This window comes from Rhodoferax sp. LS1R11, from assembly GCF_056521395.1.
On record NZ_JBWMAW010000004.1, the window covers coordinates 15,999 to 32,241 of the forward strand.

The 16,243-nt window shown below is 51.7% G+C and carries 14 protein-coding genes and 2 tRNA genes; 4 read left to right on the forward strand and 12 right to left on the reverse strand.

Annotated elements, in window-relative coordinates; genetic code table 11:
- Positions 1 to 56: 56 nt before the first annotated feature.
- On the reverse strand, positions 57 to 1,283 hold the full coding sequence (locus AC097N_RS06680; protein ID WP_479580120.1) for a pyridoxal phosphate-dependent aminotransferase: 1,227 nt from the start codon (positions 1,281 to 1,283) through the stop codon (positions 57 to 59).
- Positions 1,284 to 1,394: 111 nt separating this feature from the next.
- Here AC097N_RS06680 and AC097N_RS06685 point away from each other — a divergent pair, with 111 nt between their 5' ends.
- The 3 genes from AC097N_RS06685 to AC097N_RS06695 all read left to right on the forward strand — a co-directional run bounded on the left by AC097N_RS06685 (position 1,395) and on the right by AC097N_RS06695 (position 4,279).
- Positions 1,395 to 1,775, forward strand: coding sequence for an Mth938-like domain-containing protein (locus AC097N_RS06685; protein ID WP_479580121.1), 381 nt, complete (start codon positions 1,395 to 1,397; stop codon positions 1,773 to 1,775).
- A gap of 140 nt (positions 1,776 to 1,915) precedes the next feature.
- Positions 1,916 to 2,401 carry a peroxiredoxin gene (locus AC097N_RS06690; RefSeq protein ID WP_479580122.1) on the forward strand — a complete coding sequence of 162 codons (486 nt, stop codon included), beginning with the start codon at positions 1,916 to 1,918 and terminating at the stop codon, positions 2,399 to 2,401.
- 177 nt (positions 2,402 to 2,578) lie between these two features.
- Positions 2,579 to 4,279 (forward strand): PhoH family protein, encoded by a 1,701-nt coding sequence (locus AC097N_RS06695; RefSeq protein WP_479580123.1) that lies wholly within the window; start codon positions 2,579 to 2,581, stop codon positions 4,277 to 4,279.
- Between the two features lie 2 nt (positions 4,280 to 4,281).
- On the opposite strand, the gene dnaB is transcribed toward AC097N_RS06695, so the two are convergent.
- The 7 genes from dnaB to ppsA all read right to left on the reverse strand — a co-directional run bounded on the left by dnaB (position 4,282) and on the right by ppsA (position 12,198).
- Complete coding sequence (gene dnaB, locus AC097N_RS06700) at positions 4,282 to 5,688, reverse strand: replicative DNA helicase (RefSeq protein WP_479580124.1); 1,407 nt, start codon at positions 5,686 to 5,688, stop codon at positions 4,282 to 4,284.
- A 180-nt stretch (positions 5,689 to 5,868) separates the two neighbouring features.
- Positions 5,869 to 6,321, reverse strand: a complete 453-nt coding sequence (rplI, locus tag AC097N_RS06705) for a 50S ribosomal protein L9 (RefSeq protein WP_479580125.1) — start codon at positions 6,319 to 6,321, stop codon at positions 5,869 to 5,871.
- An 11-nt stretch (positions 6,322 to 6,332) separates the two neighbouring features.
- Positions 6,333 to 6,617, reverse strand: a complete 285-nt coding sequence (gene rpsR, locus AC097N_RS06710; RefSeq protein WP_011464487.1) for a 30S ribosomal protein S18 — start codon at positions 6,615 to 6,617, stop codon at positions 6,333 to 6,335.
- A 29-nt stretch (positions 6,618 to 6,646) separates the two neighbouring features.
- On the reverse strand, positions 6,647 to 6,937 hold the full coding sequence (gene priB / locus AC097N_RS06715) for a primosomal replication protein N (RefSeq protein WP_479580375.1): 291 nt from the start codon (positions 6,935 to 6,937) through the stop codon (positions 6,647 to 6,649).
- Between the two features lie 32 nt (positions 6,938 to 6,969).
- Complete coding sequence (rpsF, locus tag AC097N_RS06720; protein ID WP_479580126.1) at positions 6,970 to 7,335, reverse strand: 30S ribosomal protein S6; 366 nt, start codon at positions 7,333 to 7,335, stop codon at positions 6,970 to 6,972.
- Between the two features lie 84 nt (positions 7,336 to 7,419).
- A complete protein-coding gene (locus AC097N_RS06725) occupies positions 7,420 to 9,795 on the reverse strand; it encodes a VC_2705 family sodium/solute symporter (protein ID WP_479580127.1) in 2,376 nt (791 codons plus the stop codon).
- A gap of 9 nt (positions 9,796 to 9,804) precedes the next feature.
- Positions 9,805 to 12,198 (reverse strand): phosphoenolpyruvate synthase, encoded by a 2,394-nt coding sequence (ppsA, locus tag AC097N_RS06730; RefSeq protein WP_479580128.1) that lies wholly within the window; start codon positions 12,196 to 12,198, stop codon positions 9,805 to 9,807.
- 227 nt (positions 12,199 to 12,425) lie between these two features.
- Here ppsA and ppsR point away from each other — a divergent pair, with 227 nt between their 5' ends.
- Positions 12,426 to 13,247, forward strand: a complete 822-nt coding sequence (gene ppsR, locus AC097N_RS06735; RefSeq protein ID WP_479580129.1) for a posphoenolpyruvate synthetase regulatory kinase/phosphorylase PpsR — start codon at positions 12,426 to 12,428, stop codon at positions 13,245 to 13,247.
- Positions 13,248 to 13,631: 384 nt separating this feature from the next.
- Here the strand turns inward: ppsR and AC097N_RS06740 are convergent.
- The 4 genes from AC097N_RS06740 to AC097N_RS06755 all read right to left on the reverse strand — a co-directional run bounded on the left by AC097N_RS06740 (position 13,632) and on the right by AC097N_RS06755 (position 16,094).
- Positions 13,632 to 13,707, reverse strand: a tRNA-His gene (locus AC097N_RS06740).
- Positions 13,708 to 13,735: 28 nt separating this feature from the next.
- On the reverse strand, positions 13,736 to 15,673 hold the full coding sequence (locus tag AC097N_RS06745; RefSeq protein ID WP_479580130.1) for a SurA N-terminal domain-containing protein: 1,938 nt from the start codon (positions 15,671 to 15,673) through the stop codon (positions 13,736 to 13,738).
- Positions 15,674 to 15,732: 59 nt separating this feature from the next.
- Positions 15,733 to 15,808 (reverse strand) — tRNA-Val (locus AC097N_RS06750).
- Between the two features lie 13 nt (positions 15,809 to 15,821).
- Positions 15,822 to 16,094: an HU family DNA-binding protein gene (locus AC097N_RS06755; protein WP_479580131.1), complete on the reverse strand. Its 273-nt coding sequence runs from the start codon at positions 16,092 to 16,094 to the stop codon at positions 15,822 to 15,824.
- Positions 16,095 to 16,243 lie beyond the last annotated feature (149 nt).

Consider the following 16,243-nt stretch of genomic DNA (forward strand, 5'->3'; position numbering starts at 1 on the left):
AATTAGCCTGTAGCCCCCGTGCTACTTGCGCAGGCAGCTATCAATTAAATAGCAAATTAATTACTGTGCCGTTTGCGATAGCCTTCAAGGAATTTGGCAATTCGTGCAATGGCCTCACGCAGATCATCTTCATGGGGCAAAAACACAATCCTGAAATGGTCAGGATCCGGCCAGTTGAAGCCCGTGCCCTGCACCAGCATCACGCGCGTTTCCTTGAGCAACTCCAGGAAAAACTGCCGGTCATCGCTGATCGGATATACCACCGGATCGAGCTTGGGAAACATGTACAAAGCCGCGCTCGGCTTGACGCAGCTCACCCCCGGAATAGCCGTAATCAACTCATAAGCCAGATCCCGCTGGCGGCGCAGGCGTCCGCCCTCGCACACCAGGTCATTGATGCTCTGGTAGCCACCCAGTGCGGTCTGAATCGCCCACTGGCCCGGCACGTTGGAGCAGAGCTTCATGTTCGAGAGCATGTTCAGGCCCTCGATGTAGTCACTCGCGCATTTCTTGTCGCCTGACACCACCATCCAGCCTGCGCGGTAACCGCAGGAACGGTAGCTTTTGCTCAGGGAATTGAAGGTCAGTGTCAGCACGTCGGTCGACAAACTCGCCATGGCCGTGTGCTTGATGCCGTCATACAGCACCTTGTCGTAGACCTCATCGGCAAAAATCACCAGACCGAATTCACGCGCAATCCCGACAATGGCGACCAGCAACGCATCGGCGTACATCACCCCGGTCGGGTTGTTGGGGTTGATGACCACGATACCCTTGGTGCGCGGCGTGATCTTGGCACGGATGTCGTCCAGGTTGGGCATCCAGCCATTGGCTTCGTCACACAGGTAATGCACCGGCGTACCGCCGGACAGGCTGGTTGCAGCGGTCCACAAGGGGTAATCGGGCATCGGCAGCAACAACTCGTCACCCGTATCGAGCAAGGCGTTGGTGGCCATGGTGATCAGTTCACTGGCGCCATTGCCCAGGTAGATGTCGTCAAGCGTCACGCCCACGATGCCCTGCTTCTGGGTTTCGTGCATCACGGCCTTGCGGGCGGCAAAAATGCCTTTGCTGTCCGAATACCCGGCCGAATTGGGCAGGTTGCGGATCATGTCCTGCTGGATTTCTTCCGGCGCGTCAAAGCCAAACACCGCCAGGTTCCCCAGGTTGAGTTTGATGATCTTTTGGCCTTCGTCTTCCATCTGCTTGGCGGCATCCATGATGGGACCACGGATGTCGTACAGAACGTTGGCAAGCTTCGCAGATTTCTGAATGGTTTTCAAAGTCCCTCCGGGAGTCAGCAGTACAGGGCGAAACCTATAATTTGACCACATTTCCACGGTAGACCGCGGACTCCTGACGCACTGCAGCATCCGCAATCTAACTTTTACAACATGAAGATACAGCCCGACGTCATCTCCGTGCAGTCCATCAGAGGGTACGGCCCCGGCTGGATTGGCATCGGCAACGAAAAAATCACCACCAGCGTGATCATTGGATCCGGCGGAGAACGCTTCGACTGGGTCTGCGATCGCTTCGAGGACCTGACAGCTGAACACTTTGCCCAATTGGCCGCGCTGAACACCGAACTGGTGATTTTCGGTAGCGGCAACCGAATCCGCTTCCCGCAAGGTGCGTGGATCAAGCCGCTTATTGAACGCCAGATCGGGATTGAGACGATGGACACACAGGCGGCCTGCCGCACCTACAACATTCTTGCCGGTGAAGGACGCCGTGTCGCCGTCGCCCTGCTGCTCGAAATCAACGCCATTTAAAACTATCAGCCCTGCGCAGGGCTGACAACCGTTTTCAGAGTAAAATCATGGGTTGCAGTCGGGGGCTACGGAGAGCTGTCACAGGATATTGCCCACGACTTGAGAGAACGACGCATCCTGTCCAACGAGATTTAAGAACTATGGCGATTGTTGTCAATAAACCCATCCCTGAATTTGAATCCAATGCCACCAGTGGCATCAAAGTCTCCAACACGTCTCACCTCGGAAAAACGATCATCCTGTACTTCTACCCGAAGGACAACACCCCGGGCTGCACCACTGAAGCCATGCAGTTTCGCGACAAGTACAAAGACTTTGTCAAAGCTGGCGCCACCGTGTTTGGCGTGTCACGCGACAACATGAAGTCTCACGACGAATTCAAGGCCAAGCTGGAATTACCGTTTGAATTGATTGCCGACACCGAAGAGAAAATGTGCCATATGTTTGGCGTCGTCAAAAACAAAATCATGTACGGCAAAAAGGTGAAGGGCATTGAGCGCAGTACCTTTTTGATTGGCGCCGACGGCATGCTCAAAGAAGAGTGGCGCGGCCTGAAAGTGCCAGGCCATGTCGATGACGTTTTGATAGCCGTCAAGGCATTGCACAAAACCGCCGCACTGGTCTGACGAGGTATTTGGGCGGTGTGCGGCAAGGCCGCACACATTGACTTTTGGTTTATGCATAATGGCTACATGCCGTTGAAAATGACCATCGTGCCCCCCATCAAAGCCGCCCTGGTTTCAAGGCGGCTTTTTCGTTTCTGAAGCCCGGACCTTATCCACTTTTTGCGAGCAACACACCCTATGCCATTGCCCACTGCCCCCGCCAAACGTGCCGCACTGCTGTCTGATCAGGACTACGACGTGCCAGCCCGGAATCAGCCCAAAGCACGCAAAGCCGAGACCCCGACGGCAAAGGAAGCGCCATCTGCCAAACCCCTGGCCCGCAGCGCGCCAGAGCATTTAAGTGAGACCAGCAATCCCTCGGCCTATTTGGAAAAAGCGCCGGTTGAAGCCCGCGCCAAGACAGCCCGGGCAACCCCTTCCGTGGTGAGCAAACGCCAACCGGAGCCCGATGCGCCCGCCGAAATCAGGACAAAGAAGGTCAAACACACGGGTCCCACCAAACTGTTTGTACTGGACACCAACGTCCTGCTGCACGACCCTATGTGCCTCTTCCGCTTCGAAGAGCACGACATATTTCTTCCCATGATTGTTCTGGAAGAACTCGACGCCCATAAAAAAGGCATGACAGAGGTCGCTCGCAACGCACGTCAGACCAGTCGCACGCTGGACGCGCTGGCCGGCAATCAAGGTGCAGACATCACGACAGGCTTGCCTTTGAACAGTACCGGACACCGTGAAGCCGGAGGAAAGCTGTTTTTCCAAACGACCCTGTTGAACTACACCTTGCCAACCAGCCTGCCACAAGGCAAGGCAGACAATCAGATTCTGGGCGTCGTTGAAGCCTTGCGCCAACAACATGCCCCGCGTGAAGTGGTTCTGGTTTCCAAAGACATCAATATGCGTGTCAAATCACGCGCATTGGGACTCGCCACCGACGACTACCAGAATGACAAGACACTGGAAGACGGTGACTTGCTCTACGCCGGCGCCATCGCCCTGCCTGCGAATTTTTGGACGACTCATGGAAAAACAGTGGAAAGCTGGCAGCAAGGAGCCCACACTTTCTACCGGATCACGGGACCGATTGTTCCCAATCTTTTGATCAATCAGTTTGTGTACTTTGAATCCCCGGGAGAGCCGAGTTTGTATGCGCGGGTTACGGAAATTCGCGGCAAAACAGCTGTTTTCAAAACGCTGAAAGACTTCACACATCTAAAGAACTCGGTATGGGGAATCACAACTCGAAATCGTGAACAGAACTTTGCGATGAATCTGTTGATGGACCCCGAAATTGACTTCGTGACCTTAACCGGCACCGCGGGCACAGGCAAGACCTTGATGGCCCTGGCATCCGGATTGACGCAGGTGCTGGATGACCGCCGTTACACGGAAATTATTGTGACCCGTGCCACGGTCAGTGTTGGCGAAGACATCGGGTTTCTGCCTGGCACAGAAGAAGAAAAAATGGGCCCCTGGATGGGTGCGCTCGATGACAACCTGGAGGTTCTCGGAAAAACCGATACCAGCGCTGGCGAATGGGGACGTGCAGCCACCAGTGAACTGATTCGGAGCCGTATCAAGATAAAAAGCATGAATTTCATGCGCGGTCGCACCTTCCTCAACAAGTACGTCATCATCGACGAGGCCCAAAATTTAACCCCTAAACAGATGAAAACCTTGATTACCCGAGCTGGCCCGGGTACAAAGATCATCTGCATGGGCAATCTGGCCCAGATTGATACACCTTACTTGACGGAAGGCTCCTCCGGATTGACATTTGCTGTGGACAAATTCAAAGGCTGGCCGCACGGCGGGCACATTACCCTCGCTCGTGGCGAGCGCTCAAGGCTCGCTGACTTTGCCAGTGAAGTTTTGTAGACTCAATAGTCCCCGCTGCCACCGCGGGCAAGGGACTCAAACTTGGTAATGTTATTCAGGAACGTGAGCTTCACCGTGCCGGTGGGGCCATTTCGCTGTTTGGCAATAATGACCTCGGCCACGCCAGGTTCTTTGCATGCATCCTTGGTGTAGTACTCATCCCGATAAATAAACATGATGATGTCTGCGTCCTGCTCAATGGCACCTGACTCGCGCAAATCACTCATCATGGGGCGTTTGTCCGGGCGTTGCTCTACGCTTCGATTCAACTGAGATAGAGCGATTACTGGACATTGCAACTCACGGGCCAACATTTTCAAGCCTCGGGAGATCTCGCCCAGTTCCGTCGCGCGGTTTTCGCCGTCGCCAGATGAGCCACTCATCAACTGCAAGTAGTCAACCACGATGAGGCCTAACTTACCGCATTGGCGCGACAGGCGTCGTGCGTTCGCGCGCAATTCGCTGGAGGTCAACCCCGCCGATTCATCAATATGCAGGGAAATAGTGCGCAGCTTCTCTATCGCTTCAGTTAGACGTGGCCATTCTTCATCGGTCAGTTTGCCAGTGCGCAAGTGCCCCTGGTCAATTCGCCCGATCGAACCCACAATACGAACTGCCAGTTGGGCGGCGCCCATTTCCATCGAAAATACAGCAACCGGTAGCCCCTCATTCAAAGCAACGTGTTCTGCAATGTTGATGGCCAGGGCCGTTTTCCCCATGGAGGGGCGCGCAGCCAGAACGATCATGTCACCCGCTTGAAAGCCGGACGTCATCCGATCGAGGTCATAAAAACCAGTTGGTACGCCTGTCACGTCGTTAGCGTTGTCAGCCATTTCCTGGATTCGATCCAGCAGATCAACGACCAAGGTATCCATACCCTGAAAGCCTTGCTTTGTGCGTGCGCCCTCTTCACCAATGTTGAAGATTTTTTGTTCAGCCTCATCCAGGATGGCAGCTACCGGCCGACCTTTTGGATTGAAGGCATTGGTCGAAATCTCATCACTGGCACTCACCAGTTTACGCAAGATGGAACGCTCGCGGACGATTTCCGCATATCGGCGAATATTGCTGGCGCTCGGTACATACTGTGCAAGCGAATTGAGGTAGCCCAACCCGCCGATTTCCTCCGCCTTACCGTGCGTTTGAAGTTGCTCGAACACGGTGATAACGTCCGCAGGCTTCGAGCCATTGATCAAGGTCCCAATGGCACCAAAAACAAGACGATGCTCATATCTGTAGAAATCACCATCAGTCAACAAGTCGCCTACTCGGTCCCATGCTCCATTATCCAGAAGCAACCCTCCCAACACGCTGGATTCAGCCTCAATTGAATGCGGGGGAATGCGTAATTGTGCCACCTGTCGGTCTTGACCGAAGTCATCACCCGTACCCGAAAATACTGCAGCCATTGAGATTTCCTTTTAGCCATTGATCCTACGCAAGCGCCTGCTGGGCGTCGAGTGAAAGGCTGGGCATAATTTGCCCATTTCCTGTGTACAAGCTGTGGGTAGCGCGGGATAAGTAACGCCACCAATACAAAAGCCGCCAAGGCTTGCACCCCGGCGGCTTTTTATCGGAGCAACAGGCAATTAAGCTGTTTCGCCGTATACAGAGACCGTGATGTCAACCACTACGTCTGTGTGCAGTGCCACACTAACCGTGCTGTCACTGACAATTTTGATGGGTCCATTAGGCATACGGACTTGAGCTTTACTCACTTTGAAGCCATTTTTCGTCAGCTCTTCAGCGATGTCAGCATTGGTTACCGAGCCAAACAAGCGGCCATCAACGCCAGCTTTTTGTGTCAACTTGCAGGTGGTGCCGGCAAGCTTTTCACCCACAGCCTGCATTTCCACCAATTTGGCGGCCGCAGCCTTTTCAAGTTCGGCGCGTTTGACTTCGAACTCTTGTTTTGCGGACGCCGTGGCGCGACGAGCGCGGCCAGTAGGAATCAGAAAATTGCGGGCGTAACCATCTTTAACACGAACGATTTCACCGAGGTTGCCAAGGTTCACGACCTTGTCGAGCAGAATAATTTGCATGGTCGTATTCCTTAGATCTTGTGCTGATCGCTGTAAGGCAACATCGCGAGGAAACGCGCGCGCTTGATAGCGGTGTTGAGCTGACGCTGGAAAATGGCACGAGTACCAGTCAGGCGAGCGGGAATGATTTTACCGTTTTCGGCAATGAAATCACGCAAGGTGTCGATGTCTTTGTAGTCGATCTCTTCGACGCCAGTCACTGTGAAGCGGCAAAAGCGCTTGCGCTTGAACAGCAAATTTTGGGCTGGGCGCTTGGGGCGCTTATCTTTGTTATTGAAACGTTTTGGTCCGGCCATGATGGACTCCTTAATTTTTTACAAATTCGTTAATCTTGCTGAAACTCTTGAATGTGAAGCACAACGTGCTTGCCATTTCGAGGAGTCGCCAGAAAACCGTTGAATCTCCAGGTACTGCCAACCGCTTGTTTAACAAGCCGTTCAGCCATAGCACCAAAAGCAACCGCCTTCATCGCTGCCTTAACTTGTCTTGCCTGACCGGCCTCTTGAACCTCAGACTCATGTTCGAGCCGCATATTCAAGGCAGGTAATCCAGCAGGCGTGTAACGCAGAGCCTCAAACTCAGCGATGCAAGCAGTTAGAACAAGTTGATTGGCAATTTGACTCACACTCTCCGTCAGCAGCTTTGTCTTTACGCTTGGTACTCAGCCTGTTGGGCTTTGCGGGCGTCTTCGCGTTCTACGGTTTTCATCATGGAAGATGGGCCCGTATCGGCTTTTTTCTTCAAAACTGTCAAATGACGCAAAACTGCATCATTGAATTTGAACGCGTGTTCCAATTCAGCCATCACAGCTTGATCCGCTTCGATATTGACACAGAGGTAATGAGCTTTGGCCAGCTTATTGATCATATAGACCAATTGGCGACGACCCCAGTCCTCGACACGATGGACTTTACCGCCGCCAGCAATGATCATGCCCTTGTAACGCTCAAGCATGGCAGGAACTTGCTCGCTCTGATCCGGATGGATCATGAGAATAATTTCGTAATGACGCATTGATACTCCTTATGAATGGCCCGATTTGAGCAGAAAAAGCCACCCTCAGCGTCTAATTGAGGTGTGGCAAGGCGAAGCCCATGATTATATGCCATCGTAAGGTGATCTGTGCACCCGCTTTACCGTCGGTTGTTGTGGGGAAGGCAGCATGCTCATCACCACAATCACAATTGATCCGGCCAACACGCCAAATACCCCAGCCGAAACGGGCTGAATCCCGAACCATAATCCGCTACCACTCAAACCCAAAGCCATCCTAACGGGCGCTGAATTGACACCCATGTAATAAATAGTCAACCCAAGCCCTGCCATCATGCCGCTGGTAGCCGCCGCGCGTGACGTTCTGCGCCAAAATATCCCCAAAACCATCGATGGCACGAATGCGGCACCGGCCAAAGAAAAAGATGCGGAAACGAGGTAAAGAATGTCGGCTGGACGCTGGGCCGCAACATAGGCAGCGGCCAAGGCAACCACCAAAAGTGCGAATTTGGACAGCATCACACGACGCACCGCGCCAGCTTGGTCAGTCTCTCCACGATAGAAGAAATCGTGTGCCAAAGCATTTCCTATGGTCAGCAACAATCCATCTGCTGTGGACAAGGCTGCAGCGAGCCCCCCTGCAGCCACGAGACCAGAGACCACATAGGGCATGCCACCTAGCTCCGGCGTTGCCAGCATCACTACATCGGCCTCCATCCTGAGCTCTGCAAACTGAAGAATATGGTCACCATTGACATCGTTAACAGAGATCAATGTAGGATCAACTTTTGACCATTGCGCGATCCATACTGGCAATGAATCAAAGTTTTGACCAACAAGATGACTCATGATTTCGTACTTGACAAGGACAGCAAGCGCTGGCGCAGCAAGGTAAAGCAGCGCAATAAAAAACAGAGACCAGGCGACGGAGGTTCTCGCCTCGGCAACCGTACGTGTGGTGTAAAAGCGGGTCAGTAAATGCGGAAGTCCAGCCGTACCAACCATGAGGCAGAACATCAGAGCCAGAAAATTTCTTCGGGAAAGATCAAACTCCTGTTTTTCAGACTCACTTCCACTCGGATTGCCCGCAAATGGTTTGGCATGCTCCGGCATGCCAGCCAATGGTTTTGCATGATCCAGATTGTCATGCATCGCACGTGTCCAAAGGTCTCGCGCCGAAACAGTGTCTTTGGGCAAGGCGGCCAGTTCACGCCTGGCCGCAACGATGATCGACTCCTCGGCTCGGTGTTCATTCAAAAACCGAATTTTCTCTCGTTGCGCTGCGCGCTCCTGATCAAGAGATGCTTCTACATTTATTAGCTTTTTTTCGTAGTCACTTGCACGCCGGGTAAATTCGTCGATAACCCGTTTTTCGGCGGGAGAATGCGTCAACTGCAGTTCCAATGCCGTGATCTTTTGCAGCTGCTGACCATAGACGAATGGAGCCAAAGGGTTGCCAAGCTGCTTGTAAGCCAACCATGAAACGGGAATAAGAAACGCAAGTATCAGCACCACGTACTGAGCCACCTGAGTCCAGGTCACAGCCCGCATGCCTCCTAAAAATGAGCATACGAGCACGCCGCCGAGTCCAAGCAAAATTCCAATTTCGAACTGCACGCCTGTCAAACGGGAGGTAATTAAACCGACACCATATATCTGTGCCACAACGTAGGTAAAGGAACAGAGGACGGCGGCAAGTGCGGCAATCATCCTGGGCCAGCGACCACCATAGCGAACACCAAAATAATCGGGAATCGTGTACAAGTCGAGTCGCCTCAAATAGGGCGCCACGAACAGGGCGAGCAGGCAAAATCCACCGGTCCAGCCAAGAACATAGACAAGTCCGCCAGGCTGTGATCCCGTGCCTGAAAAACCCTGTAAATACAGCCCCCCAGCCATACTAATGAAAGAGGCTGCACTCATCCAATCAGACGCGGTTGCCATGCCGTTGTAAACGGCTGGTATGTTGCGGCCAGCCACGTAGTACTCCGCGGCATCCGACGTTCGGTTGTAAATGCCAATCACGGCATAGAGGCCGACCGTAGAAAACAGAAAAATTGCGCCGACCCACGCCCTTTTTAACCCCCAGCGCTCGGCCATGGCGAGTGCCAGCAAAAACAATAACAAGCCGCCAACATAAATAGCGAACCGGACATGCAAGCGCCGTTTGTACTTTGAATAAGCAACTTCACCATCGACCGCTTCAACGTTCTGTTTGTTGGCGATCCAGGCAAAAGCGGCGACGATGGCAATGAAGATGAACACACTTCCTTGGGAAGCAAACCAATAACCAACCGGCCATCCGTTAATCACACGCTGTAAATCGTGTGCGAAGAAGACGACACCGAATGAAGCAGCAAACCATAGCGACAGAAGCCATGCATGCAACCTCAGACTGCCGACGAACGGTATCGGCTCGTTAGCGGTCAGAACTGGTTTTCTCATTCCCACATCATGGCATCCCGCAGAGCCATCAGACATAGGTGTTTGCTATTGGCTGGCGAGCTGCTTCCAAGTCGCAATCACAGAGTCTGGATTCAACGAAATTGAAGAGATTCCCTTCTTGGCTAACCACTCTGCAAAATCCGGATGATCACTGGGGCCCTGTCCGCAGATACCAATGTACTTGCCTTGCGCCTTGCATGCATCAATTGCAAGACTGATTAAAGCGGTCACAGCCGGGTCGCGTTCGTCGAAGTCCGCGGCAAGCAACTCGAGGCCTGAATCGCGGTCAAGCCCAAGGGTGAGCTGCGTCAAGTCATTGGAGCCAATCGAAAAACCGTCAAAGTATTGAAGGAACTCGGTTGCCAATATTGCATTGCTTGGAATTTCACACATCATGATGATCTTGAGATCATTTTCGCCCCGTTTCAGGCCATGGGCGGCCAGCAGTTCGATGACTCTCTTTGCTTGCCCAAGGGTCCGGACAAAAGGCACCATCACTTGAACATTGCTCAACCCCATGTCATGGCGGACTCGCTTTAGCGCTTCACACTCCATGGCAAAAGCCTCTCCAAAATCAGCACTGATATACCGGGCGGCGCCACGAAAACCAAGCATCGGATTCTCTTCTTCAGGCTCGTAACGACTTCCACCAATCAACTTGCGGTACTCATTACTTTTGAAATCTGAGAGGCGGACGATGACAGGCTTGGGCCAGAATGCAGCTCCAATCGTAGCGACACCTTCAGCAACGCGGTCCACATAAAAAGCTCGTGGCGATGCATGACCTCGCGCCACGGATTCAACCGCCTTTTTCAGATCCGCATCAATATTTGGATAGTCCAAAATCGCTTTGGGATGGACTCCAATATTGTTGTTAATGATGAACTCAAGTCGCGCCAGACCGACGCCTTCATTGGGTAGTTGGCAAAAATCAAAAGCCAATTGAGGATTACCCACATTCATCATGATCTTCACCGGGACTTCTGGCATGACACCTCGCTGAACCTCAGTGATTTCAGTTTCAAGCAATCCATCATAAATAAAACCGGTATCGCCTTCCGCGCAACTCACGGTGACTAACATGCCATCTTTAAGCACCTCGCTGGCATGACCGCAACCAACAACTGCAGGAATCCCCAGTTCACGTGCAATGATTGCAGCGTGACAGGTCCGTCCTCCCCGGTTGGTCACAATCGCCGCAGCGCGTTTCATCACCGGCTCCCAGTTTGGATCAGTCATGTCGGTAACAAGCACATCACCAGGCTGCACTTTGTCCATTTCACTGATGTTATGAACGATGCGAACAGGACCGGTGCCAATCTTTTGACCGATTGCCCGCCCCTCCACAATCACTGCACTTTTCCCTTTGAGCTTGTAGCGATATTCGGCTTTTCCGGCTGCCTGGCTTTTCACGGTCTCTGGACGCGCCTGCAAAATGTAAAGTTCGCCATCCAAGCCATCTTTACCCCATTCAATGTCCATGGCCCGGCCATAGTGTTTCTCAATCACCAAAGCATAAGAGGCCAGTTTTTCAACGTCAGCGTCCGTCAATGAATAGCGATTGCGCAACTCAGTGGGGACGTCAGTGGTCTTGACTAACTTGCCGCTGGTGGCCTTTTCCTGCGGGGTAGTGAACTCCATCTGGATCAACTTGGAGCCCAGACTGCGTCGTATGACAGCCCGCTTGCCAGCTTTGAGCATAGGCTTATGCACATAAAACTCATCGGGATTGACGGCACCCTGCACGACTGTCTCACCAAGTCCGTAGCTCGAAGTGATGAAAACCACGTCCTGAAAGCCAGACTCAGTATCGATCGTGAACATAACGCCAGCGGCGCCCAAATCTGAACGCACCATACGCTGGATACCTGCGCTCAATGCAACATGTTCGTGCGCGAAGCCTTTGTGCACGCGATAGCTGATGGCGCGGTCGTTATAAAGACTGGCGAAAACCTCCTTGATCTTGTGAAGAATTTCTTCAATTCCAATCACATTCAAGAAAGTTTCTTGCTGTCCCGCAAACGAGGCATCAGGCAAGTCTTCGGCTGTCGCGGATGAACGCACGGCAAATGAAGCTTGTGGATTGCCAGAACTCAAAGTGGCAAAAGCATCGTGAATTGCCTGCTCCAAATCAGCGGGGAAAGGCTGTGCCTCCACCATCGCACGAATTTCAGCACCTACTTGCGCTAACGCTCGAACATCTTCAGTATCCAAGGCGCTCAAACGCGCATTGATCCTGCCCCCCAAATCACCAAAAGAAAGGAAGTCCCGAAAGGCATGCGCCGTTGTCGCAAAGCCAGTTGGCACCTTGACGCCGGACGGCAGGTGCGAAATCATTTCGCCGAGACTGGCGTTTTTACCGCCAACCGACTCGACGTCACTCATTCTCAAGTTTTCAAACGGTACAACCAAGGCGGTCGAATCGAAAAGTGCAGACATGGGAAAGCTCCAGAAGTTAAAAACGGATCAATGCATCTGGCCAATCGCTCTGGTGAATTGGTGATGCCCACGCAAACTGTCTGACTTGGTTGTTGTTGTAATCGGTCAGGGCGTCGCATGGAGGAATTGGTTTGGCTTAAGTATGATTGTAGGCGGCTAAGCAACGTACCGATGCTTCAGTCCTTGCAGTTTACTGAAAACCAGACAGCCCTAAAAGACCAACCAACATGTCCAATCGAACCGTTTTTTTTGTTTCTGACGGCACGGGTATCACTGCCGAGACTTTCGGCAACGCAATCCTGGCCCAGTTTGAAACCAAATCCCGCCACATTCGCCTGCCCTTTGTTGACTCTGTCGACAAGGCTCACCAAGCAGTTCGGCAAATCAACCATGCAGGATTGGTTGACGGGAAAAAACCGATTGTTTTTACAACGCTGGTCAACATGGATGTACTGAAAGTCATTACAGATGGCTGTCAGGGAATGCTGCTCGACATGTTCGGGACCTTTGTTCACCCACTCGAAACCGAACTAAAACTCAAGTCGAATCATCGGATAGGCCGCTTCAGTGACGCCAGCAAAAGCAAGGAATATCAGTCTCGCATTGAAGCCATCAACTTCTCACTGGCTCACGACGATGGGCAAATGAACCGCGACCTTGAACAATCCGACGTTATTTTGGTAGGCGTCAGTCGCAGCGGAAAAACGCCAACATCGCTGTATCTGGCCATGCAATATGGCCTCAAAGCATCCAACTACCCGCTCATCCCGGAAGACTTTGAGCGCCAACATCTTCCTCCAGCACTTACAGCACATAAAAACAAACTCTTCGGTCTGACAATTCAACCCGAACGATTGAGTGAAATTCGAAACGAAAGACGTCCCAACTCCAAATATGCATCACTTGAAAACTGCAGGATGGAAGTCAGTGAGGCTGAAGCCATGATGCGGCGGTCTGGCATTCGCTGGCTATCCACAACAACAAAATCGATCGAAGAAATTGCAACCACCATACTGCAAGAAGTTAGACCGGAGCGCTTGGTTTATTGACCCCAAAAATTGGGGCCATAAGAATCAAAGTGCCCTATTCGTATTGAAGAGCAGGACCAAATCCGATATGCCTGGTTCTGCATTCATGGGTTATCGTGCTTTTGTGACTTCTTCCCGCGCGCATACGACTGTAATTCAGCAACCCTAACGAACAGGCAATGGCAAGGTGATAAGACTGATATTGGAAGGCTGGCGCAGTGAATTACAAGTCAATTCCCGAACTCAAGAGTGTCAGCATCGGGGCCTACCGAGGAAAATTGAGATAGGAAGTAAGGGTAACGGCTATGGGATAGCAACCCAAAATCGTCTTACATTCGCCCTTACATTGGGAACCAAATAAAAAACCCTGCTATCTATTCAATAGCAGGGTTTTTTTGTATTACCTGGGGTGGCTGATGGGGCTCGAACCCACGACAACAGGAATCACAATCCTGGACTCTACCAACTGAGCTACAGCCACCGTAAGCAAAGATTATAGCTGGTCTCGCCTACTTTTCGCCAGACGTTTGCAAATCTAGTCGGGCAGATGTAGTCTTCTCCGCAAATATCTGTGCTTTGACGCGCTCTTTAAGAAGTCCGTAGTAGGCTTGAGCCTCCGCACCGAGCCACCACTTGGCAACCTGGTTACGGTCTTTGGCAACTGTGCCTTCTGTTGATGCCAGCCGTGGCAGAACCTTGTTGACTTTCAACACCACGTAGCCCTGGGGACCCAAATCAACGCTGGAGAATGCCGGCAACGAAGAAGTATCTGCACGCAATGCAGAACTCAAGACCTGTGTCGGAATATTCTGCGCATTCTCCCGTGAGATCACTTGGGTTGCAGACATCACCGCTGACCCAGGCAGAGCTTTCCATACGGCTAGTTTTTCCAAAGCATCCTTCTTTGCCAACTCGGCAGCACGTACGGCAATGACTTGATCCCTTACCAAGTTGCGGACCTCCGCAAACGGCAGTGTTCTCGCGGGGGTATATTGAATTACACGTGCCGCCGCCAATTGGTTGGGAGCCGTCTCAATAGCTTCCGTATTCCGCTTCTTCTCAGTCGCATCAGTACTAAAAATAACAGTCAAAAATTTGGGATTCGCCAAAACACCAGTTACGCCAGCACCTGGCTTTCGGGTCAGATTGGTCGCTGTCTTTACCTCAAGCTTTAGTTTCTCAGCAATCGGCTTGAGACTGTCAGACTGTTCGTAAACACCATTTGTAAAAGCCTCTGCAGTTTCTGCGAACTTGCGCTGTGCTTGCTGCGTCTTCAAATCGGACTCAATCCCGGCACGCAATTCTTCAAAGCTGCGTTGCTTGGGAACCTTGATACCCGTGAGCTTGATAATGTGATAGCCAAAATCGGATTCAATGACATCACTGATATCACCTTGCTTCAGCAAAAATGCAGCATCTTCAAATGGTTTTACCATGGCACCGCGTGCAAAAAAATCCAGATCACCACCATTGGCTGCAGAACCAGCATCCTGAGATTCTTTTTTTGCAATTTCCGCAAAGGCCTCTGGCGATTTGCGCACTTGTTTCACCAGATCTTCTGCCTTGGCCTTAGCCTTTTGGCGCTCAACAGGTGATGCATCTTTCGTTGCATTGATCAGAATATGACTCGCACGTCGCTCTTCGTTGCCGCTAAGACGAGCAGCGTTTTGATCGAAATATGATTTGAGGTCAGCTTCACTGATGACAACGCCCTTTTTGACTGCATCCAAGTCAAGAGTCACATACTCAATATTGGCAAGTTCGGGGGCCTGGAAGTAAGCCTGATTCGCTTTGTAAAAAGCTTCCATTTCCGTTTCTGTTGGGCTCACTTTTTTAGCATAGTCAGCCGGGGAAAAATTTGCAATCTGCACCTCGCGCTTTTCAAAGAATGCATTGAGTGAAATATCTGCTAAAGCCGGAGATGAGAAACCTGTGTCCGTGAGTCCAGCCTCAACCCGGCGGATCGAAATGTCTCTTCGCACTCTGGCCTCGAACCCCTCGGGTGTCATTCCTTGGCTTGCAGCCAGATCCCTGTACTTCACCATATCCAGTTTGCCGCTTGGTAGACGCAACGAAGCAATGGTAGGGTTCTCCTGCAAGTCTTGGGCGAGACGCGCATCGCTGGTGCTCAAAGTCAATTTATCAGCCGTCTGGGCCAACACCCGCTCACGAACCATTCGTTCCAGCGTTGCATAGCGGGCTTCAGGTGAGTCCAAAAGTTTAGCGTCCAGTGTGGGCATGGAGGAGCGCAGTCGATCAGACTCCAATTTGTGTGCCGCATCCCATTCACCCCGGGTGATTTCATCACCACCAACCCGTGCAACGGCTTCCCCGTTTTCACGAGATCGGTTGTATCCATCTATCCCGAACAAAACAAAAGAAGGAATGATCAACAGAAACATGACAAACATCATGACCTTCGTGTGCTTACGAACAAAATCGAACATGCGTTAACACTCCCAGGGAAAACAAAAAAGGCGAACATATTTGTTCGCCTTTGGGTAGATGGTGGGTGATGACGGGCTCGAACCGCCGACCTACGCCGTGTAAAGGCGCCGCTCTACCAACTGAGCTAATCACCCATTTGATTCAATTCTAATTCAAAGCGTCCTTAAGAGCTTTACCGGGACGAAATTTAGGAATTTTTGCTGCCTTAATTTTGATTTCTACACCTGTCCTCGGATTTCGGCCTACACGAGCAGCCCGCTTTCCAACCGCAAACGTGCCGAAACCAACCAATGAAACGGGATCACCATTTTTTAAGGTTGCCTTGATCGCACCAATCGTCGCCTCCAACGCTCGAGTCGCCGCCGCTTTTGAAATATCAGCCTGTTTTGCGATGTGCTCAATTAATTCGGTTTTATTCACAAAGAACCTCTAATGTGGGGACAAGATGCTTGGATTCGCCGCTTAAATCTGAAACTTAGCTTCGAATCGATTCAAAAAATGCTCGGCAAATAGCACAGCTAAAAACTATACGTCCAGAAAACGATTAAGAATTCTAGTCGTTTTTTTCA